A 21,225-nucleotide genomic window follows, 5' to 3' on the forward strand; every position below is an offset into this window, starting at 1 on the left:
CGCCGTCAACGGCGTCTCGGTCACATGAGATCGGGGCGCGGTGCGGGCGTGCGTCTGATCTGCCGCGCCAGCGTGTCGCGATAGATGCCCGGCACGGCGGCCAGCTCGGCCGGCGTGCCTTGCTGAACGACGCGGCCGCGGTTGAGCACCACGATCCGGTCGAACGACTGCAAGGTCGACAGCCGGTGAGCGATCGCGACGACGGTGCGATGCTGCATGAGCCGTTCGAGCGCGGCCTGAATGGCGATCTCCGATGCAGTGTCGAGCGCGGAGGTCGCTTCGTCGAGCAGCAGGATGGGCGAGTCTTTCAGGATGGCCCGGGCGATCGCGATGCGCTGCCGTTGTCCGCCGGAAAGCTTGGTGCCGCGATCGCCCGCAATGGTGTTGAGACCTTCGGGCATCGCGTTGATGAAATCGAGGCAGTAGGCGTCCTCGCACGCGCGGCGCACGTCGGCCTCGGTGGCGTCGGGGCAACCGTAGCGGATGTTGTCCAGCAGCGAGCGGTGAAACAGCGACGCGTCTTGCGGCACGACCGAGATGGCGCCTTGCAAGCTCTGTAGCGTGACATGCGCGATATCCTGGCCTGAAATCCGCACGCAGCCGGAGTCCGGCTCGTAGAAGTGTTGAAGGAGCGCGAGGATGGTCGATTTCCCCGCGCCCGAGGGGCCGATCAGACCGACGCGCTCGCCCGCGCCGATATGCAGGTTCAGACCGGTCAACACCGGGCGGCGGCCCGGATACGCGAACGTCACGTTTTCGAAGTCGACGGTGGCTTGCCGGACTTCGAGCGGCGTCGCTCTGGTCGGCTCCGGCATGGCGTGCGGGATCAGCAGTGTCTGCGAGGCTTCGCCGAGCCGGGCGACATACTGCGTCAGATCGACGAACGCCACGGCGATGTCGCGCGAACCATGCAATATCGAGAAGCCGAGCGAGCCGACCAGAACGACGTCGCCGGTTGTGGCACGCCCGACGCTCCACAGCCACACGGTCCACCCGAGCACGCCAGCCGACAGAACGCAGATAGCGAACGCGTGCAACAGGCGCAGCTTCTCGAGATAAAGCAGGCTGCGCTTGCGGGCGTCGCCTTCGGCGGCGAGCAGCGCGTCGAAGCGGCGCCGCTCGAGCACCAGGGCGCAGAATGCCCGGACCAGCCCCATATTGCCGATCACGTCCACCAGTTCGCCGTCGACCGAGGCAGCCTGCGCAGCGAACGCCTCGTGCCTGGACGTGCCTTTGCGGGCCAGCAGGAACAGGCAGAAAGCCAGTCCGGCCGAAATGCCGACCAGCGTGAGGCTCATGGGAATGCTGACCGCACCGACCATGACGATGGCGCCGATCACGGTCAGACACGGTGGCAAGGCCGTCCACGCCACCGTGTTTTCGATCACGTACACCGCGTTGGCCGTCGCCGAGATCCGGCTCGACAGCACGCCGGGTTGCTTGTCGGAGAAGAAGGTGGGGGCGTGCACCGTGAGATAGTCGAACATCTCGCGCCGGATGTCGCCCGTCACGGCCACGAACGTGTGGGCCGAGACCCAGCCGGCGATGCGCCAGAACAGATTGTCGGCGAGGATCAGCGCGACCAGTACGGTAAACGCGTGAATCACGTGTTGCGGATGCGCGCGGCCGCCCGGCAAGGCGTCGACCAGATTGCGGATCCCGTATTGCGACCCCAGCGCGCAGCCGATGGCAGCCACGACGCTGGCCAGCACGACGGCGTGCGCCAGCTTGCGGCGCGCCACGTAACGCCAGATCAGCCGGATGGGCCGCCCGGCGTATCGCGACAGCACGCGCGACTGCCGCCGTCTGCGCACGCGCCCGGCCCGGCCTGCATCGCCATCGTTGGTCAGTTCCATGACACGGCTTTCCCTGGTGGAAGGTGTCGGCGTCCATGCTGTGCGACCCCGCGGCGCAGGCGACAGTGGATCAGTCCGGCTCTGTCCGCTCGCAAGCACCGTGCCGCTGTACGCAGCGAGCCGGGCTGGTTTGCGCTCATGCATATTGGATAAGGCTGTGCGGTGATTCCCCATTTTTCGAGAGACGCGATACCCTATACTTCCAAACGCCAAAACGATCCACTGCTTGCCGCGCGGCAAGCCATTTTTATCATCCGCAACGCGGGCTTCGTTCAATGTCGAGCCGCCGCCATCCGCCTGGGAATGCGATGAGTGACCCTATGCAGCCGCCGTTTTCCATTCTCTTCGTCGACGACGACGAGATGTCGCGCAATCACTTCGCGCGCGCGATGAGTGCCGATTACAAAGTGTATGTCGCACAAAGCGCCGATGAGGCGATAACGGTGCTAGCCAGGCACGCCTCCGAGATTGCCGTGCTGGTGACGGACTTCCGCATGCCTGGCCGCGACGGCGACGATCTGCTGCGCGAGGTGGCGCGCGAGTATCCGCAGATCGTGCGTATTCTCGTGACCGCTTATGCCGACAAGGACATGCTGCTGCAAACGGTCAATACCGGCGACGTGTTCCGCATTATCGAAAAGCCGCTGCGAACGGACATGGTGCGCGAGGTGCTGCACCTCGCAACCGCGCGTTACACCGAACGGGAAACGCGTCAGCAGCGGCTGCTCGCCATGGACGAGACGCTCGCCTTCCTCGCTCACGAACTGAACACGCCGCTGGCCACGATCTCGCTATTCGCGCGCTCCGTCGAGAACGACGTGGCCGAGCAATACGATCCCGAGCGTCAGCGGGAGATCGGCCTCGCGGCGAAGTCCATGTTGAACAACGCGCAGTATTGCCTGACGCTGATCTCGTCGTTCTGGGCGACCGTGCACAAGAGCGGCGGCCAGAAGTCCGCCTCTGGCGGCGGCACGCGCGCGGTCAGGGCGACGCGCCTGATCGCCACGCTGCTCGACACCTATCCGTTTGTCGCGTCACAGCGCGATTGGGTGAAGGTCGACGTGGAAGGGGATTTCGTCGTGCACGCGATGCCCAATTGCGTGGCGCTCGTGCTGTCTTCGCTGTTGTCCAACGCGCTGCGCGCGCTCGACGGCGGCAGCGCGCCCGTTTTGCGGCTCGAAGTGGTGGCGTTTCCTGAGCCCGAGATCCGCATCCATGACAATGGCCCGGGGATCGCGCCGGAGGTCAAGGCGCGTCTGCTGCAGGATCCGGTCACCACATACGCGGGCGCCGGCGGCCACGGCATGGGCATGATCTTTTGCAACCGCATCATGCAATCGTTCGGCGGATGCCTGCGGGTCGAATCCACGGTCGGCGCGGGGACTACGGTGATCATGGGCTTTCCGGGTTTCAATAGCCGCATGCACAGCGCGGATGACGAGGAGCCGTCCGCTAGTCAGGCGGCTTTGAGATGAGGTTCGCGGAGGTCATTCATCACAGGAGGGCCATTGCTGCGCCATGCGTAACTCCTGGCCCGACTCGGAACCTCACACCCATCCTGCTGTACCTGTCTTGTAGTCCATATAAAACCGATGCGTCGTGAAGAAGCCGATGCCAACGTCGGTGATCCAGCTGGTGGGCAAAATTGTCGTCGCATAGTCGCCGCTCCCGGCGGTGAATTGATAGACGTACGTATCGGCGGTATTGCCGTGGATAGCGATTCCAACCTGGATGGTGACCTGGCTGCCGGCCGCGACCGTCGATGGAAAGGCTCCGGCGTTGGCGGACCCAAGCGTCATGCCCGAACTGGCGGTGTCCAGCAGCGCGGCTGTCCCAGCGCCAAAGTTGTCTACGAACGTGGTGACCTGGAAAACGTAGGAACTGCATCCGTACGATGCCGGCGGTACGTAAGTCAAGGTTAGCGGAGCGCAGGCCGTGCCTGCGGTCCATCCGTTGGCGAACCCTAGCGCCTGAGTGGCAGCGTCGCTCACGCCGACTGTCAGCGACGGTACTGCGGTGCAACTGCCCGGCGTGCCGATCTGACAGTTTTGCAAGCTGAGCGGCGCCAGCAGAAAGCCGGGATCGACGTTCGAAGCGAACGACACCGAACGTAACGGGCTGAGCAGGTCACATGCGTTCGACGAACCCGGCGGCGTGGCGCAGGTGCCCGGATAGACGAAGGCGCCAGTCAGGGTGCCGATGGGCGTATAGGTCCCGCCGACACCGAACACATTCGATGCGACCGTCGACGGGAGCGCCGTGCCGTTGGCGCTGGTCGATACCTGGTACACCAGCAGGATCGGAAGTACCGCCGTGGTCACATCTCCGGCAGAACCGAAAGTCACCTGCGCGTAAGCCAGATTGCCGGTTGCCCTGATCAAAGGGCCGTTCGTGCTGGAGGCGCCGAAGAGTGTTCCCAATCCAAAGTTGATGCCCGCGCCCTGGACATTCAGATATGTCGTCATCACGTTGTTCGTGACCGTGATGCCGTTGTATGTGATCGTGCTTTGACCGGCTGGGAAATCGAAGCCGTTGATGTTCACCATAGACGGCGGAACGACATCGAACGCATTCAGTACGACGCCGGCCGAAACGGTGTCGAGTGTCGCGTTGATCGACACCGGGTTGTTGCCCACCATTGTCACGGGTACATAAGCGCGCGAGTAACCATCCGGCGCCGTGGCGACCGGGTAGATGCCGACCGCGGTGGGACTGGAAATCACCGTGTTGCACGCGACGTCGATGTTGCCGACGTTGGCGCCCGCCACGGTGCCGGCGCCCTGGCTGATCACGCAGTTCTCGCCGCCAGGCTGACTCGCCACTGAAATCCGATAGGCGGCGCCGTTGGTCAGTTGATCCGGGAACGCAAAGTGGGTGGCGCCCGCCGTGACTGCGATGGTCGTGGCGCCATTGGTCAGCGTCAACCCGGGCGACAAGAGGTGATCGACCGTGCCCGAGACCGTATAAGTCGTCAACGAGCCGTTTCCCCCGCCGCAACCGAACAGCGTGAGAATGCACGCCAGCAACGCGATTCTGATGCTCATGTTGTGCCCCGTTCCGGTCTCCGTCGTGACGGCGATCGGGCCGTCCCCGGGTTCGATTAACTATACAGTTTTCCTCGCATGGCGTTAGCGTTTTCGCTCGCGTTGCGGTGCAATCAGTGAAGCCGGCCATCACCTTCTGATTGCTTTCTGGTCGCTTCCGCTTGCATGACCACCGGTTCACTCCTGACTCATTCCGGGGTCCGCTTTCGAGAGCCGTTGGTCGCTCAGAAATCCCGCTGTTCGTGGCTTGCTCTCGCCGTAACGAAATACGTCTGCAACGCATCGGTCGAGCGCTCGCTCAGGATGCCGATGCGCGCAAGCCAATCGGTTTCCACCGGCCATTGGCCTTCCACCACGCGCGGATAGATTTGCCGCGCGAACTGATGCAGCGCCCTCGCGCCGATATTGCCGCTCACGCCAAGCAGGACATGCAACGCGCCGTGCGTCGATGCGAGGTCGCCGGCCGCGACGCTGGTCGCAAGCCGCGTCACCAGCTGGCGAATCTGCTCGATGCCTTTGAGGAACGATTCGTCGAGCAGATCGAGCGACGCAAGCTCTTCAAGGTGTTTTTCGTCGAGCAGTTCGCTTTCCGTCACGATGGGCAGCTTGCCGGCCGGCGTCGACGATAGTTCGGCTTCTATCGGCACGCTCGAGCCGCGTTGCTGTGCAAACTGCCGCGCAAGGCACGCGTAGAGCGACCCGGCTTGCACCGGTTTAATCATGACTTCGTTCATGCCCACGGCGAGACAGGTCTGCACGGCCTTGATATCGGACTGGCTGGTCAGCGCGATGATCGGCACGGTGGCATACGAGTCGGCGCGCGCGCGAATCGACGCGGTCGTTTCCAGGCCGCCCATACCCGGCATATTCATGTCCATGACGATAGCGTCGATCACGCCGTCCGCCTGCAGATGTGCGAGCACGGCCTGCCCGTGCTCGGCCTCGACGACGCTCGCGCCGCATCGCTCCAGATAGGCTTTGGCCACGAGCCGGCTGTAAGTGTCGTCGTCCGCGACGAGGATCGACTTGCCGGAGAACGCATCGGATTTCTGGCTCAGATGGTGGCGGTTGCCGTTTTCGAAGAGCGCCTGCAGCGTCGTGATCAATTCGATCACGCTGCAGGATTTGCTGATGATTCCGTCCATGCCGGCACGCCGGGCGAGCACGCGCACCACGCTTCCGGGCTCGGCGGTATAGGCGGCAATCAGGACATTCCAGCCTGGATGGTCGTGACCGGCGCGAATTCTCTCGGCGGCCGTGTAGCCGTCCAGAACCGGCATGTTGATGTCCATCAACACGAGGTCATACGGGGCCGACTCGCGGAGCACGGTCAATGCAAGCGCGCCATTTTCCGCTTCGCTCACGTGCGCGCCCACTTTCGACAATGCACGACAGGCGCGCGCGCGCTGGGCGCCGTCGTCGTCCACGACGAGAATGCGCCTGTCTTTGAACACCGGCGTGGCGCGTTCAAAAATCCGCCGCTCGTGGTCCACGATTTCGCTCTTCGGGACGACGGGAAATCGCAGCGTGAATTCCGTGAACTTGCCGACTTCCGAGCGGCAGCTGATGCTACCGCCGAAAGCGCGCATCGCGCGCTGGCAGTAAGCGAGTCCGAGTCCCGTGCCGCCCGAAGTGCCCGCGGTACGGAAGGGCTCGAACAGATGCGACACCATCTCGGGCGCGATGCCGGGCCCCGTGTCCCGAACCATGACCGACTGCTGTTCGATTGTCAGTGTGAGCGTGGCCGCCGGGTGCGTGGCGATGTGATGCAGCGCGTTCTTGATCAGATTGAACAGCGTGAACAGATAGACGGTTTCGTCGACCTTGAAGGTAAAGTCTTCCCGCACCACCAGCCTGACCTTGCCGCGTTCCTTTTCGTCGGCGAAGCCGTATTCTTCCAGCGCCTTACGCGTGGTGCCCGTCGCGCTCAGATATGTGAGGTAGTCCGGGCGAATGGGTTTGGCGCTGACCTCGTCCAGCGTCATGGCAATGATGCGCAAGCCGCGCTCGATCGACAACTGCCCCTGGGCGAGATGACGATACAGCCCCGCAGCGCTCTCGTTCCCGCCGTGCCGGTCGCGTTTGTCGTGAGTGAGTGCGAGCGGGCGGTTGGGTCCCATCGTGGCGGGCAGGGCTTCTTCCACGCGATCCAGCACATAGCGCAACTGGCTGAGAGGGTTGCGCATTTCATGCGCGATCGAACCGGCGAGAGCCTGCAACGCGCGGTTCTTTTCGACGAAGATTCTCCCTTTACTGATCGCATGGCTGAACGCCATGCTGCACAGGACGACGACCGGCAGCAAGGCGAGATTCGACTGATCGGCCGCGGTCACGACGATCGGCACCGGCGAACTGATTACCGCGGCAAGCGCTCCGGAAAAAACGCCAATGCCGATGCATCCCATCAGCAAAAGCGGATTGTCGATGCACAGCGCCATGATGAAGATCATCATGACCTCGGTCATCATCCACATGGTGGAGAATGAATTTCTGATCGCGAGGAATGTGCAAACGAATGGCAGGACGTAGATCAGGCAGCAATGCCAATAGATCAGCAGGTAATGATTGAACCGCTTTGGCCAGCGTGCCTGGAAAATCAATGGAATGCAGACGAGCGCCGCGCTGAGCCGAAGGAAGAGATTGTCGTAAGGCTGTGGCAGGACATAGGTCCAGACTACGTAGTAGATGGGGTGGCACAGGAGGCCCAGTGCGCCGCCCCATCGTATTGCAAACCGGCTTCGTTCCAGCACGTCCCGCATGCTCTCGCGCGGCATTAACATCAGGCCTCCAGTGACGTTTTACGAGCCCATCAATTCTTGCTTGCCGCGAAGTTGCGCATCCGCCAGCTCGATCGGCGAACCGTCTTTCCCGTGGAAAGGGCCGACCGCGAAGCCGTACTTCTTCAGCAGGCTGTGCGTGTACGAGACGGACCACACGGGCGGGCTGCCGATGATGAAGTCGGACGCAATGCCTTCCTGCCAGGCGGAGTAGCCTTCGGCGAAACAGGTATAGCAGTCGCGTGTGGTCGGCAGCCGGAACGGGAACGCGGTGTCGAGTCCGGCAAGGCCACGCGCGAAGCACTCAATATATAGCGTATGACCGCGTGACGCGAGTTCAGCCTCGACGCTCGCCGCCCGCGGATGGGAGTCGTCGATCCAGAACTGCGCACGCTTGAGATCGGCCGCGGTGAGGTAGGGCACGCTGGTGCTGCTCGCCAGAATCGCGCCGTCGAAATCCGGCAACGGCGTGTTCGGGCTGAAGGTGTGCACGGAGACCCGCGTTTTACCGAGCAGGTCCGATGCCATCAACTCCCTAGCTTGCTCCGTGAGCAGCTTCACCTTGTCCGGCAGATCGATCAGAACAAGCTCGCGCGGTGCATCTTTATAGAGCGCGTATTTGGCCACCGTCGTGCCGAGCCGGCCGGCCGCGCCGAATAGAGCAAGCTTGGTCTTGCCGAATTCGAGATCGAGCTCATTGCAGCAGTGCATGGCCCAGTCTTTCAGCATCGCGGCGGTGGCGGCGTGGCCCGTGGTGATATGCGGCGGTTTGGTATCGCGCGGCAGTGCTCCGTAGTTGCAGGCGTAAGGCGTGGAGGCGCCCATCGCGACCATGTTCAGGCCGGCCTGTCTTGCCAGCTCCAGGGCCGGGAAGAATTGCGTCTCGCGGAATCGCTTGATGCCGCGCGGGCTGCCGAGCCACATTTCGAGCGGCACCGGACAGGCAATATTGGCGCCGATGATCTGGGAGCCGGAATAGATCGGTGAGGCAATGAAAGGCTTGGTGTTCCAAAGCTCTTCTTCGAATGACGCATTTCGATGCTTCACATTGTGAAATGAAAACGAAAGTGTTTCCCAGTCGGTAGCGTGAAATAAAAACCCGACGCCGCCTTGACCGGCCGGCAGGTTATCCCGGATCTCGTCCGGGGTGATGGTGTGTTTAAGTTTTAAGGCGCCCGTTTGAAGTTGACGAACCCCGAGTTGCTCGTCGGAATAGGTCTTTACTTCGTGGTGAACAGAAGTTCTCATTTGATTTTCCCTTTGATTGAAACTCGCGTTGGACAGTCAGCGCGACAAAGTCGACTGGCGTGTTGGATGGTCGACCCTTCAACTCTAGAGAAAACTGATGCGGTGTGCGCGTCTGTTGCTTCGCATTGCCTAGAATGGACATCTTCGGCGAGCGGGTCCGGTAGATTTTTCCAACGTGAAGACGTGTTGACCAACCGGGCCGGTGAGGGCGAAATCTTTCTGATGGAAAATTTTAGGCGGCCGTACGAACGAGCGTTTGAACGTGAATGGCTACCGGCGAGCCGCTGTGTTTCGGCTATGGCGGACCCAATGGCTTGAGGCTGAGCCAGTCGGTCCGCACCTCGTGGACACGTTTGAGTGAAGCGCGCGTTAAAGCGTGGGCGGCAAGACGTGCTTCACATCCTCCCTTCATGCGGCGTGCTGGCTCCATACCAGCGTGCCGGATCCGCATGCGTTTCGACCACGTCGATGCGGTGTTCAAGATCGACCAGATCGACCGACGACGCCAGATAGGCCTCGCGTTCGTGGTCCTCGGTGGTGATCAGCAAGGCGCTCAGTTTCTTCGCAAGTTCAGTGAACATGATTTTCTCCACTCCGTGTTGCGACGAGCGTTCCGATCCGGCTGCGTGAGCTGGCGTTGCCCGTCGATGGAATGAAGCTTAGGCGCGAAGAATGAGCCGGAAATGAGCGCTCGAAACCGGCGAATCACACCTCGACCGCGCGCGAATTCCGGACTGGTACGCGGCTGCAACGAGCGGGCGATGCCGTGGAGTTCGCGCAATGGCATGCGATGCCGCACGCGTGGCAATGCTTTTCGCCGTTCGTGCCGGAAGCGCGCGCGGCGCTGGCCGAGGCTGGGGGATTTATTCGGCGTTGCCGGGCGGGCGCGACGTCGCGATGAACGTGTTGATCGCGGCGGCCAGCGCGTGCGGATACTGATACATCATCGCGTGGCCCGCCGAACGCACGACGAGCAGTTGCGCGTGCGGAATCTGTCCGGCGAGCGCTTCCGAGTTCTGCTTGGGCAAGACCTGATCGTCGGCGCCCGTCAGGATCAGGGTGGCGAGGCGCACGTTTTTCAGCGCGACTACTGCGGCCTCGTTATTGGCCCAATCGTGCAGCAGCGCGGACTGGCCTTCGGTCACCGTCGCGGAAATGGCGGACGATTGATAGCCAGCCGGCCGGAACATATTCTGACGGAAGCACCGCTGCGCGGCGTCCACTGCGTTGGGCGGAAACAGGACCCGCATGACGTCCATGAAGGTGGTGCCCGCTTTGCCGGACAGGGTGGCTTCGACGTCGGGCGTCACCGGCACGCCGAGCGATCCCGGCGCGGGCGCGCTCATGAGAACGATGCGCCGCACGGCGAGCGGCGCATCGAGCGCGAGTTGCTGGGCAATGGCGCCGCCCATCGACCAGCCGACGAACGTGACGTCGGAGAGCCGCAGTGTGTCGATCAGCGCGGCCGCGTCGAGCGTCATGTCCCGCGCCGTGAAGCTCGACGCCGCCGGCTCCGAGCGGCCGATGCCGCGGTTGTCGAAGACGATCACTTCGTGGCGTCTGGCGAGATCGGTCAGAAAGGCCACATCCCATTCGGCGAGCGTCGCGCGAAAACCGGTTTGCAGCACGATCGGCGTGCCGTGGCCGAAACGGTAGTACGCGATGTCGCCGTTCACCGTATGCGCGATCTGCTCGCGAATCGACTGCTTATGGTCCGGGCGATCGGCAACGACAGGGCAGGCCTTCTCGGTCGCGTAGTGGACAGTTTTCGCTTCGACGGGCGCGGGCTGCGTGGCGCCGGCCAGCGCAACTAGCGCGACCAGTGAACCCGTTCCGATGAGAGCCCGCAGGCGCGTCATGACGCCGGTCCCTTGCCGGCTTCGCCGAGCATGACGGTCCAGCCGAGCCCGCGCACATTGCGAATCACCGAGAGTCCAAATTTCTTGCGCACCGAATGAATCAGCACGTCCACCGCGTTGCTTTCCACCTCTTTGCCCCAGCCGTACAAACGGTCCTCGATCTGTTCGCGCGACAGGATCGTGCCGGGCCGTTCGAGAAACGCGAGCATCAGCGCGAATTCGCGTGCGGACAGCACGGTCGTTGCGCCGTTGCAGGTCAGCGTGCGCTTGTCGAGATCGAGGCTGAACGATTCGTCGCCGAGACGCGACGATGCGTAGCCCGCTTTGCGCCGTAGTACGGCGCGGATGCGCGCGAGCAGTTCGGGGACATCGAAAGGTTTGAGCAGGTAGTCGTCGGCGCCGACATCGAGGCCGTGCACGCGCGAATCGAGATCGTCGCGGGCGGTCAGGATCAGCACCGGGACCGCGTTGCCGGCCGCGCGCGACGACTTCAGCAACTCGATGCCGCTCACGCCGGGCAAGCCCAGATCGAGCAGCACGACGGTGTATTCGGCATTGGCCATCGCGTCGCGCCCGGCGACGCCGTCCCTCACCCAGTCGACGCTATAGTCGGCGTCCTTGAGGGCGCGCAGCAGACTTTGACCAATCTGCAGGTCGTCTTCAACGAGGAGAATTCTCATGATCGTCCTGTCGGCAACAGTCGGGTTGCGCTTGACTCGCGGATCGCGGGCGCGTGGCCGGACTACGCTAAGCGAGCGTTTGAATGATAACCGACGCACGCGCGGCGGCATGATCCGGCGTGCCGATCTGGTCGAACGGATGAGAAGTCTTGTGCGTGCCGACGCAAGCGTGGACGCGGAACGATTCGGGAACTTAGCTGCGCGCGAAGCGCTGGGTGGCCGGAACTTGTGGCGTGCCGCCCACCCGCTGGCACATGGGGCGGATCGAGCCGAGAGCCCGTCGTGTGTGCCCACCTTATCCACAGAAATTGTTCACATCCCTGTGGACAACTCCTGGCCAAGCGACATAACTGATTGAGCGCAGTAGGATTTCTTCGCTGGAGCAGCGAACGCGCTCACTCCGTCGGCGAGGCGAGCAACGACACCGGCACGCCACGGCAACTGACGCGGGCGACGAGCGCCGCGCCCAGGCCCGCGCTCGATTTCTCGTGCGCGTCGAACGACGTCATCTCCCTGTCGACCCGCAGAATATTGATCGGCCACGAAGCACGGGACAGCCGTTCGTGCGCGAAAGCGCCGACCCACAGCGGCGTGACGGACGTGCCGTTGCCCACCGCGTAACCGCTGGGCCAGAACCGCAGCACGTCGCGTTCGTCGCGCGTGTCGCCCGGACGCATGAAGACCACGGAGGACGGCACGCCGTTGTTGAGCTTCGGCAAGACCGGCAGCGACACCGCCGAAACATTGGGCGAGGCCAACGAGAGCAGGCTGTGCGCCGAGACGTCCGTGCCTTCCACCCAGCCTTGGGCGCGCAACTGTCCGCGGATCGAATCGAGGTTCGAGACCCACTGCAGAGTGAGCGGCTCCTTGCGGTCGCCGCCCATGTCCGAGCGATAGCACGGCAGGCGCTTCCACACGGAGAGCGTCCACTGCGATTGCGAGACCAGCACGGGAGGCGGGCGCAATGCGCTGTCCGGCGGCGGCGTGGGCATGTTGAAGCCGACCTGCACGCCCACGCTGACCAGCACGACCACCAGCACCACGACGGGCATGAACGCGCGTTCGGGCGGCGCCTCCGGGTGCCGCCACATCGCTGTCAACGCAACGATCGCCACCCAGATGTACGCGAGCGCGGCGCCGCCGATCGCGTCGGACACCCAGTACCTGCCGAAGTACAGCCCCGCGAGCGCAACCAGGATCACGACGATCGCACTCGCGGCCGCGACCAGCACCCCTTCCAGTCTGCCGACCCGGCGCGCCAGCAGAAATGCCAGGAAACCGTACACGATGACGGTTGCGGCGACGTGATTGCTCGGAAACACATAGGCGCCGATCATCGACGTGTTGGGCGGCGCGCGGCGCATCGCGAACTGCAGCACGTAGATCAGCAATTGGGAAAACACCACCGCCGCGAGCCAGTAGCCGACGGTGCGCCAGCGCCGCTCCAGCAGCATCCACACCGTGACCGTCACGACCAGCGCCGCGAGTGTGAAGCTGCTGCCGAGCGTCGAGAGACCGGCGAGAACGGTATCGCTCCAGGGCGTGCGCACCGATTGCAGGAAGTGATAGACGGAGGCGTCCACCCGCGTCAGCGGATCGCCGCTGGCGACGTCGTCGAGCACGCCGAAAAACAGCGCGCCCGACACGAGTACCACCAGCGACGTCAGCAAGAGGCCGCCGGCGTCCGGTGTATTGGGGTCGAGCATCTTGCGCGCGAAACGGCCGAATGGCCCTGGATGCCGGCAGGCCCAACTTCCCAGTTGCTGACCCGCCGCGCTCGACCACGCATTGGCATGCGAGAGCAGAAAACGCGCGGCGCGAAAACTTAGCCAGATGATGCCCACCAGCAGCGCGATGATCACGACGAGCCGGAACGACACCGCGCCGGCCAGCAGCACCGAGGCGCCGAAGATCATGCCCGGCAGGATATGGGCAGGCGCCCAGATCAGCGCCGACAGCACGTTCATCGCGTAAAAGCGCAGCGGCGACATGCCCAGCATGCCCGCAACCACTGGCACGATCGCCCGCAAGGGGCCGATGAAGCGCGCCAGCACGACGCTCTTCGCGCCATGTTTGCGGAAGAAGCGGTGGCCTGCCTCGAGCACCTCGGGATGTTTGCGGAACGGCCAGAACTGGACGATCCGGTCCTTGTAGCGGCTGCCGATCCAGAAGCTCATGCCGTCGCCGGCGATGGCGCCCGCGATCGCCCACACGAGTGCCCAGCCGAGGCTCAGCGAACCCGTGCCGATCAGCGCGCCGGCGAGGAACATGGCGGTGCTGCCCGGAACGAAAGTGCCGACGACGGCGAGGGACTCCAGAAAGGCCGCCAGGAAGATGACCGTGAGCGTCCAGCCGGGATGGCCGGCTAACTGGTGCAATAGGTGGATGTAGGCGTGCTCCATCGTGCGCGATCAGCCGTTCTGGCGTAACGATTGATCATAACGCGCGAGGGAGCAGTCTTATTCCTTTTTGGACGCCGGCCGCAGGTTCACGAAGCGCTAAGCGAATCGCCGGACACGTGAACGCGTTCGCCGATCTGCACGGCCGGTTGAGTCGGGTAGCTGAAGTTGCGGTAGCTGCCGTCCTGCATGCGGACCTGGACCTGGTAGGTGGTCTGCTTGCGCACCGCGTGCTCGATGCCGTTACCGGCAAGGCCGCCGCCGACGGCGCCCGCAATCGTCGTGAGAATCTTGCCGCGGCCGCCGCCGATCTGATTGCCGACCAGCCCGCCCGCCACCGCTCCGCCCAGCGCGCCGAGCCCCGTGGTCGGCTCAGGAGCCTGCACCGTATTGATGGCGACGACTTCGCCCGCGTACGGGTCGGCGGCGACCGGCCGCGGCGTCGCGGCTTCATAAGGTGCCTGGTAACCCTGATTGTTTGCGTAGTTCGGCGCGGCCGCCGGGGTTGCGTGGTGCGGATGATGAACCGGCGGCCGGGCAGGAGCGGCTTGCTGCGCCGTCTGCTGAACCGGAGCCGGTTGCGGTGCCGCGACCGGCGCCGCCGTTGCCGTAACCGCCGGCGCCGCCGTTGCCGTAACCGGCATCGCGGGTTCGGTGACGGCATGCGAAACCGGCAGCAGACCGGTCATCGCGGCGATGCCGGTTGCGCTCGCCAGGATGACGGCGACAGCCGCGCCGGCGACCAGCGGATGAATACGGTTGCGTTGCGGTTGGCTGGAAGTGAGGTTTGTGTTCATGGCGGACTCCGCGGGTAGATGCATGCAATAACGCCGCGAAAGTCCGCCCGGTGCACACGGGGCGCGTGCTGCTTTGTAAGGATTTGTACGACTTCGCGCGGGCGGTTACACGTTCAGATTTCGTCGCTGAATTCGTCGAGGAAACGTTGCAGACGGTCGTGGCGGATGCTGGCCAGTCGTGCGCCGGTCGTCGTTTGAAAACCCGCGGATAGTTTCAGCAGCTTGGTGCGGAAATGATCGAGCGTGTAGCGCGCGTCATCCAACGGACGCTGGGTTGCGTGCGGATCGGCCGGATCGTACAAGGCGCGGCCCATGCGTCCGGCGACGTAGAAGCAGCGCGCGACGCCCAGCATGCCGAGCGCGTCGAGCCGGTCGGCGTCCTGCAGCGTTTTCGCTTCGGTCGTGATGGGCGTGACGTTGGCAGAAAAACTGTGTGCCTCGATTGCGTGCGCCGTGGCCTCGACCTGCGCTTGCGTCCAGCCGAGCGCGGTCAGCACGAGTGCCGCTTTTTCCGCCGACAGTCGCGACGCCTGTGCGCGCAGCGGCGAATTCTTTTCGACCGCGACGCAATCGTGCAGCAGCGTGGCGGCGAACAGGACCTGCGCGTCGCCGCCTTCCTGCGCCTGAATGGCCGCGGCGTTTTTCCAGACGCGTTGCAGATGCGAGGTGTCGTGCGAACCGTCGCCGTTGTCGTCGTAAGCGTGCGGCAGGAGGGTGCGGGCTAGATCTTGAAAGGGGGCGAAAGCGGCTTGGGTCATCGGTGCGGTCTGTGAAGAAAGCCGTCGATTATCGCGCATCGTTCGTCGAGCTTTGGTTCGGCGGCGGCGAACGAAGCGGGCCGGGGGTCGTCTTACTATTTGAGCGGCCGGCAACTCGGACCTCGCGGTCGCGCAATTCGACGGTGCAACGGAGTGGGCTATGAAGATCGTAAGGGGCAGTATCGTGGCGTCGGCACTGATGATCGGTGCCGTCGCCATAGCGAATGGGCAGTCGGTCACGCAGCGGGGGGCCACCGGTGCGGCTGCCGTCAATGGCGCGCCTTCGGGTATGAGCAACAACGCGGGCGCTACAGCGGGAACGGGCCCTGGAACGGCCGCCGGCATGAGCCCGATGTCGCCGGGCGCGGGAACGGTGGGCGGCCTAAGGGCCGGTCCCGCACTCAACACCATGCGGGCGAACGGCACGAGTCTGAACGCGAACCCAGACCCGCGCGTGCCGAATTTCGCCGGCAAGGGGATGGCGGCGCCGCGGAATTAGTCAGCAAGCCAGACGCGTCCATCGCGTGAACGCCGCGGATAAAATGCACGCCTCGGCAAGCAGATCCGATTCGACAGCAAGGAGATTGGCATGGCGTACGGCGAGCACAAATACAAGGTAACGGTGCAATGGACCGGCAATCGCGGAAGCGGCACTTCCGGTTATCGCGATTACGGGCGCGATCATGTGATAGCGGCGGGCAGCAAGCCCGAGATTCCGGGTTCATCGGACGCGGCCTTTCTCGGCGACGCCAACCGCTGGAATCCCGAAGATCTGCTGGTCGCCTCGGCCAGCGCCTGCCACAAACTCTGGTATCTGCATCTATGCGCGGACGCCGGCATCACGGTGACCACGTATCGCGACGACGCCGAAGGCACCATGCTCGACGATCCGAAGCAAGGCCGTTTTTCACAAATCGTGCTGCGCCCGCGCGTCGTGATTCGGGCGGGTGGCGATGTCGAACTCGCCGCGCACTTGCATCACGTGGCGCATGAGAAGTGCTATATCGCGAACTCGGTCAATTTTCCGATTCTCTGCGAGCCGGTCATCGAAACGGATGCTGATTGAGCGACGCACAGAATGGCCGCCGCCCGCCGAAGGCGCGGGCGGCAGCGCGGCGCTATCGCTTCAATGCAGCAGCGCCATCTGCACGACCTTCACGATCACCAGCGCGACCGCCACGATCAGATAACCGCGCAGCACGCCCATCCAGACTCGCTTGGACATCGTCAGTTGCGGGGGCGGCAGATTGTCCAGAGGCGGCATGCGCCAGGCCGTGCGCGTTTCCTTCGACAACCTGAGCTCACTCTCGTGATTCGCCGCGGTCCCCGATTCCCGCCGCAGCTTGCGGAACACGACGGTCGCCGCATAGCCTGCCACGGCCATCAGCGTGCCGCCTGCGAGCACTTCGAGCATCGCTTCGCCGGTGATATCCGGATACATGACGGAAGCCGTGAGAATGATGGATAGCATGACGAGCACCCAGACCACCGCGCCTGTGAAGACGTTGAGCTTCTTCGAGTTCACCCACGGTCCGAGCACCGCGCGGTCGTTGCACAACAGCAGCAGAAACACGGTCGCGCTCGGCAGCAGCACGCCGGCGAGCGTCTGCACCGCTTCCGTCAGAAGGCCGAGCGGGCTGCCCGGAATCAGCACCAGTGTCGCCGCGGCCGCCACGATGCCGAAGTAGACGAGATAGAAGCCCTTCGCATCCGACACGCCGCGATGCAGCGAGTGGCGAATCTTGAAGACGTCGCCGATCGCGTAGGCGGTCGACAACGACACCGCCGCCGCGCCGATGATGCAAGCGTCGAGCAGCGCCACGGCGAACAGCACGGCGGGCGTGCGGCCGGCATATCTTTCGAGGTCGGCGATCACGCCGCCCGCATCGGTGAAATGGCCGGATTCGGCCTTGCCCGCGTAGAGCGCCGCGCAGAACGAGATCATGGCCACGGCGCCGATCATCACGAAGACGATACCGATCCAGAGGTCGGCCTTTTCATACTTCATGAAGCGCGGCGTGATGCGTTTATCGACGATGTAGCTTTGCTGGAAGAACAACTGCCACGGCGCAACGGTGGTGCCGACAATACCGATCACGAGCAGCATGACGTCGCTGAGTTTCGAGTGGGCGGGCCAGCCCGGAAGCAAAAAATCGCGCGCCATCTGGCTAACCGGCGGGTGAATCGACACCAGCACGGGCACGAGCAACAGGCTCATCAGGCACAGCACCACGGCGAAGCGTTCGAAGCGCCGGAAGTTGCCCGTGCTGACCGCGGCCATGGTCACCGCCGCGGCGATGCAGACGCCGGCCACTTTCGAAATGCCGAAGAACTGCAGCACGAACGTAATGCCGATGAACTCGGTCACGATCGTCAATGCGTTCAGGATGAACAGATCCACGACGCTGAAGGCGCCCCAGAACTTGCCGAAGCGCTCGAAGATCAGCCGCGCATGACCCACGCCGGTCACCGCGCCAAGACGCAGCACCATCTCCTGATTGACGAACAGCACGGGCACGAGCAGCAGCATGGTCCACAGCAAAGTGGTGCCGTAGTTCTGGCCCGCTTGCGTGTAGGTGCCGAAGGCGCCGGCATCGTTATCGCCGACCATCACGATGAGGCCGGGCCCGAGAATCGCGAGCAGCGTGCGCACGCGGGCCCACCAGCTGTTGCGCGCCCCCGTGTCGTGATGGGCGATGGTGCCGAGCGCGCCCTTGATGTCGCCGAGGTGCGCGTCGTCGAGAACGGCGCTGCGGGGTGGTGAGACGTTGATTGGAGTGGACATGCTAGCCGCCTGAGTAGGTTTGATTGGATTGAGCGGGGCGTCTTCAGGATCCGCCGGGGGCGCGGCCGAACGGGGCGGCGCTGCGGGCGGAAACGCGAAGACGCGCTAGGCGTGTGTGCTTACGAAGCGGGCCGCGAGACAGGACGCAAAGCGAGCGCCCTGACGCGGTGCCAGGCAACGGTGAGCCAATGCGGCTTGATGCCGTGCAAGGCGAGTGCGGCGTCGCCGTGGGTGTGGGTTTGCTGCAGTGTCGGTACGAGGATAGCGAGGTACATGTTTTTTTCTCCGGGCGTGTGGCTTGACGCGGATTGCGGAAAGCCAGCAGACACGGAGCGCGGCGCATCAGGCGCGCGGCGAATCAGGTCTACTTGCTTTCCTTGGGCAAATGATTGTTTGCCTGTCCGCTCGGTCGTGACTGAGCGGCAATTGAACGGCAACTAAGCGGCATATGGGATAACTGTCACTGTCCATGGCGGCTCCTTATCGGCGTTCAGTACGCACGTGTTTGTCCACGCGTTCGGGCGCGCCGCGTTTCGAACGAATCGAGACGGCGCGAGCGAACGCTGCCGCGAGCGGAAGCTCGCGACGCGATGCCATTCGGTGAAACGCACGTGCACAAGCACGGCGCGGCCGGATGGCGCTAATCAAGGTGCACGGAGAGAGTTACTGCGGCGCGCACCGTCTGCCTGCTGGCAAGACGGCGGCTAGGAAATGGGAGCGCGGGCGTCGGGCCGGTCAGGCAGCGAAACTGTTCGAAAGTCGACTACTGCTGGTGTCCAAGGCATGGGCCCCGTTTGTGAAGACGGCGAATTTTAGGCACTCCCGCAAGCGGAAGTCAACATGCTTCGTTAAACGAAGCAAATATTCTGCGCTGGGGCGTGGGTTAGGCCACGTTATGGTTGCGCGAGGCGTTTTTTCTTTCGATCGAGACAGGAAAGAAAGGTTAATGAAGGGTGTTTTTTCGCGGCTGGTAGAGAGAGGCTTGGGCAGAATATTGCGGCCGCGAGTCCATGTGCAATTTGGCTCGACGGGGCGCCCGAGCTGACGAAAACGCGAGGCGGTGGCCGCGCCTTGGTGACGCGCGAGTACGCGCGAGCGAGCCTGGGCGATGGCGTCGATTTTCGGGCGCGCTTCGCCGTTGCTACACGGCGAAGCACGCTTCGAGGCGTCTCAACGATTGCCGTCGAGCAGATCGCCGAGCAGTTCGTCGAATGCGGCTTGCGCGTCTTCGAGTTCCTGTAGCGCGGCGTCGAATGTTTGCAGCGCGAACTGCGAAGGCTTGCCGCTGCCGGCCGGCGGGAATTGCGATTGCAGCGACGCGAACGCCGATTGCACGCGCTGCGTCGCGGTCAATACGCGCTGCATTGCCGCGGTTTCTTCGGCTCGCGCCTGTTCGTGATCCATGAGAACTCCGTATTCAACTGTCGGCTCGCGCCGTTTAAAAGGGGTGACTATGCCGCGTCAGCGTTCAGGACAGCGGCAGGCCGCCGTTGGCCTTCACTTCGCGCAACGACAGCGCCGATTCTACCGACGTCACGCCCGGCAGGCTGCGCATCTCGTCGCGCATGAACGTGCCGTAGTCGTCGAGGTCGCGCGCCACCACCTGCAGGATGTAATCGGCGCTGCCCGATACGTTGTGACACGCCAGGATGCGTGGGATGGCCTGCACCTCGCGCTCGAAACGTGTCGCCACCGCCCGGTCGTGCACCGCAAAACGCACATAGACGAAGGCGACCACGCCGAAGCCGAGCGCAGAGCGCGACAGCATCGCGCGGTACTGGTCGATATAGCCGTCGTTTTCGAGGCGCTTGAGGCGACGCGCGCAAGGCGTTTCGCTCAGGCCGACCGTTTCGGCCAGCCGCGCGTTGGACATGCGGCCATCTTTCTGCAGCGCGGCGAGGATCGCGCGGTCTGTTTTATCGAGGTCGGTTGTCATGGCTTGGTGATGCTGATGACGGATTGGAGGAAAGCCTATGCTTGGGCCGCAATATTAGCGCATTCCTCCACGGGTGCGGTCTCCCGCTCAGCAATTCGCCAGCAAACCCTCCGCCGACGATAGCAAGATAGAGCCTTGAAAACAGGAGAATTCGATGATTTCCGCACATCTGCTGGCCGTGTATATCGCAGCGCTTTTCGTCGTCTATGCCGTGCCTGGACCGGACATGGCGCTGGTGCTGCAAACCAGTATCGGACGTGGCGTGCGCAGCGGCTTCGCGGCTGCCGGCGGCCTCGGTCTCGCGCGCGCGACGCACGTCACGCTCTCGGCATGCGGCGTGGCCGCGCTGCTGCGCAGCGCGCCGTGGCTGTACGAAGTGGTGCGCTATGGCGGCGCGGTTTATCTTGCGTGGGTGGGGATCCAGATTTTTCGTTCGCCGGTGTTTGCGCTGCCCGGCGGTGCTGCCGCGGGTGCCAACGCGGATGCTGCGGCAAGCGTCGAGTCGCGCCCGCTGCGGGCCGCTTTTGTCAAAGGCCTGCTGACCAACTTGCTGAACCCGAAAGCGCTGCTGTTCTGCTCGGTGCTGCTGCCGCAGTTCGTGCGCCCGGAGGCGGGGCCGGTGGCGTTGCAGATGGTCGAGCTCGGTCTGGTGCTGCTCGCTATCGGCGCCTGTTTCGACGTGATGTACGCGATCGGCGCCGCGCGGATCGCCGGCTGGATGCGCGCGCATCCGCTTGCGCAGACGCTGCAGCGCTGGACCTTCTCGGCCGCGTTGATCGGCTTTGCGTTGCGGCTCTCGCTGGACTGATTCCGGCTGAAGGCGGCGCGTCAGCTGCGCGTCTTCACACCGCCAGGCCGGGACCGCGCAGAAAAGGCCGCTTACTTGCTCAGCTTGTGCTCGCGCCGCGAGCGGTCCTCGATGATTTTCCGGCGATGCTTGTCTTTCATCTTCTTCCAGCTTTTGCATTCGTCGCGCGTGCGCATGCAGCCGATGCAGAAGCCGGTTTTGCTGTCGAACTTGCAGATGTCGATGCAGGGTGACGCAATGCTCATGACGTTTGGCAATTGGCAATTAAGGTAAGTGCG

General features: G+C 63.7%; 19 protein-coding genes. 4 read left to right on the plus strand and 15 right to left on the minus strand.

Going from position 1 to position 21,225, the window contains the following annotated elements; genetic code table 11:
• Positions 1-20: 20 nt before the first annotated feature.
• Positions 21-1,856: an ABC transporter ATP-binding protein gene (locus B0G75_RS05715; RefSeq protein ID WP_106301604.1), complete on the minus strand. Its 1,836-nt coding sequence runs from the start codon at positions 1,854-1,856 to the stop codon at positions 21-23.
• A 308-nt stretch (positions 1,857-2,164) separates the two neighbouring features.
• Here B0G75_RS05715 and B0G75_RS05720 point away from each other — a divergent pair, with 308 nt between their 5' ends.
• The gene (locus B0G75_RS05720) at positions 2,165-3,331 is read left to right on the plus strand and encodes a hybrid sensor histidine kinase/response regulator (RefSeq protein WP_106301607.1); all 1,167 of its coding nucleotides are present in this window, start codon (positions 2,165-2,167) and stop codon (positions 3,329-3,331) included.
• Positions 3,332-3,403: 72 nt separating this feature from the next.
• Here the strand turns inward: B0G75_RS05720 and B0G75_RS05725 are convergent, their stop codons facing one another.
• The 9 genes from B0G75_RS05725 to B0G75_RS05765 form a co-directional block, all read right to left on the minus strand.
• Entirely contained in the window at positions 3,404-4,900 is a 1,497-nt protein-coding gene (locus B0G75_RS05725) for a hypothetical protein (protein WP_106301610.1), read from the minus strand.
• A gap of 224 nt (positions 4,901-5,124) precedes the next feature.
• Entirely contained in the window at positions 5,125-7,680 is a 2,556-nt protein-coding gene (locus B0G75_RS05730) for a hybrid sensor histidine kinase/response regulator (protein ID WP_106301613.1), read from the minus strand.
• Positions 7,681-7,698: 18 nt separating this feature from the next.
• Positions 7,699-8,925, minus strand: coding sequence for a hypothetical protein (locus tag B0G75_RS05735; protein ID WP_106301616.1), 1,227 nt, complete (start codon positions 8,923-8,925; stop codon positions 7,699-7,701).
• Positions 8,926-9,320: 395 nt separating this feature from the next.
• Positions 9,321-9,506, minus strand: a complete 186-nt coding sequence (locus B0G75_RS05740; protein WP_106301619.1) for a DUF3563 family protein — start codon at positions 9,504-9,506, stop codon at positions 9,321-9,323.
• 282 nt (positions 9,507-9,788) lie between these two features.
• Positions 9,789-10,784 (minus strand): alpha/beta fold hydrolase, encoded by a 996-nt coding sequence (locus B0G75_RS05745; RefSeq protein WP_181309167.1) that lies wholly within the window; start codon positions 10,782-10,784, stop codon positions 9,789-9,791.
• The gene (locus B0G75_RS05750) at positions 10,781-11,464 is read right to left on the minus strand and encodes a response regulator transcription factor (RefSeq protein WP_106301622.1); all 684 of its coding nucleotides are present in this window, start codon (positions 11,462-11,464) and stop codon (positions 10,781-10,783) included. Before B0G75_RS05750 ends, B0G75_RS05745 begins: the two co-directional genes overlap by 4 nt.
• A 395-nt stretch (positions 11,465-11,859) precedes the next feature.
• Complete coding sequence (locus tag B0G75_RS05755) at positions 11,860-13,866, minus strand: bifunctional DedA family/phosphatase PAP2 family protein (protein ID WP_106301625.1); 2,007 nt, start codon at positions 13,864-13,866, stop codon at positions 11,860-11,862.
• Between the two features lie 86 nt (positions 13,867-13,952).
• The gene (locus tag B0G75_RS05760; protein ID WP_106301628.1) at positions 13,953-14,660 is read right to left on the minus strand and encodes a glycine zipper 2TM domain-containing protein; all 708 of its coding nucleotides are present in this window, start codon (positions 14,658-14,660) and stop codon (positions 13,953-13,955) included.
• A gap of 113 nt (positions 14,661-14,773) precedes the next feature.
• Positions 14,774-15,418, minus strand: a complete 645-nt coding sequence (locus B0G75_RS05765; RefSeq protein ID WP_106301631.1) for an HD domain-containing protein — start codon at positions 15,416-15,418, stop codon at positions 14,774-14,776.
• Between the two features lie 160 nt (positions 15,419-15,578).
• Here B0G75_RS05765 and B0G75_RS05770 point away from each other — a divergent pair, with 160 nt between their 5' ends.
• Entirely contained in the window at positions 15,579-15,917 is a 339-nt protein-coding gene (locus tag B0G75_RS05770) for a hypothetical protein (RefSeq protein ID WP_106301634.1), read from the plus strand.
• A 90-nt stretch (positions 15,918-16,007) separates the two neighbouring features.
• Positions 16,008-16,484, plus strand: coding sequence for an OsmC family protein (locus tag B0G75_RS05775; RefSeq protein WP_106301637.1), 477 nt, complete (start codon positions 16,008-16,010; stop codon positions 16,482-16,484).
• A 60-nt stretch (positions 16,485-16,544) separates the two neighbouring features.
• On the opposite strand, the gene B0G75_RS05780 is transcribed toward B0G75_RS05775, so the two are convergent.
• The 4 genes from B0G75_RS05780 to B0G75_RS05795 all read right to left on the minus strand — a co-directional run bounded on the left by B0G75_RS05780 (position 16,545) and on the right by B0G75_RS05795 (position 20,139).
• A complete protein-coding gene (locus tag B0G75_RS05780) occupies positions 16,545-18,203 on the minus strand; it encodes an NRAMP family divalent metal transporter (RefSeq protein ID WP_106301640.1) in 1,659 nt (552 codons plus the stop codon).
• A gap of 119 nt (positions 18,204-18,322) precedes the next feature.
• Positions 18,323-18,478 (minus strand): hypothetical protein, encoded by a 156-nt coding sequence (locus tag B0G75_RS40525; RefSeq protein ID WP_181309168.1) that lies wholly within the window; start codon positions 18,476-18,478, stop codon positions 18,323-18,325.
• 895 nt (positions 18,479-19,373) lie between these two features.
• Positions 19,374-19,607 (minus strand): hypothetical protein, encoded by a 234-nt coding sequence (locus tag B0G75_RS05790; protein WP_012426650.1) that lies wholly within the window; start codon positions 19,605-19,607, stop codon positions 19,374-19,376.
• A gap of 64 nt (positions 19,608-19,671) precedes the next feature.
• On the minus strand, positions 19,672-20,139 hold the full coding sequence (locus tag B0G75_RS05795) for an Lrp/AsnC family transcriptional regulator (protein ID WP_012426651.1): 468 nt from the start codon (positions 20,137-20,139) through the stop codon (positions 19,672-19,674).
• A 154-nt stretch (positions 20,140-20,293) separates the two neighbouring features.
• Here B0G75_RS05795 and B0G75_RS05800 point away from each other — a divergent pair, with 154 nt between their 5' ends.
• Entirely contained in the window at positions 20,294-20,947 is a 654-nt protein-coding gene (locus tag B0G75_RS05800; RefSeq protein ID WP_106301646.1) for a LysE family translocator, read from the plus strand.
• A 71-nt stretch (positions 20,948-21,018) separates the two neighbouring features.
• Here B0G75_RS05800 and B0G75_RS05805 read toward each other — a convergent pair whose 3' ends face one another.
• A complete protein-coding gene (locus B0G75_RS05805) occupies positions 21,019-21,192 on the minus strand; it encodes a DUF1289 domain-containing protein (RefSeq protein ID WP_106301649.1) in 174 nt (57 codons plus the stop codon).
• Positions 21,193-21,225: the final 33 nt, after the last annotated feature.

The sequence above is a fragment of the Paraburkholderia sp. BL18I3N2 genome (assembly GCF_003001875.1).
Classification (GTDB): domain Bacteria; phylum Pseudomonadota; class Gammaproteobacteria; order Burkholderiales; family Burkholderiaceae; genus Paraburkholderia; species Paraburkholderia phytofirmans.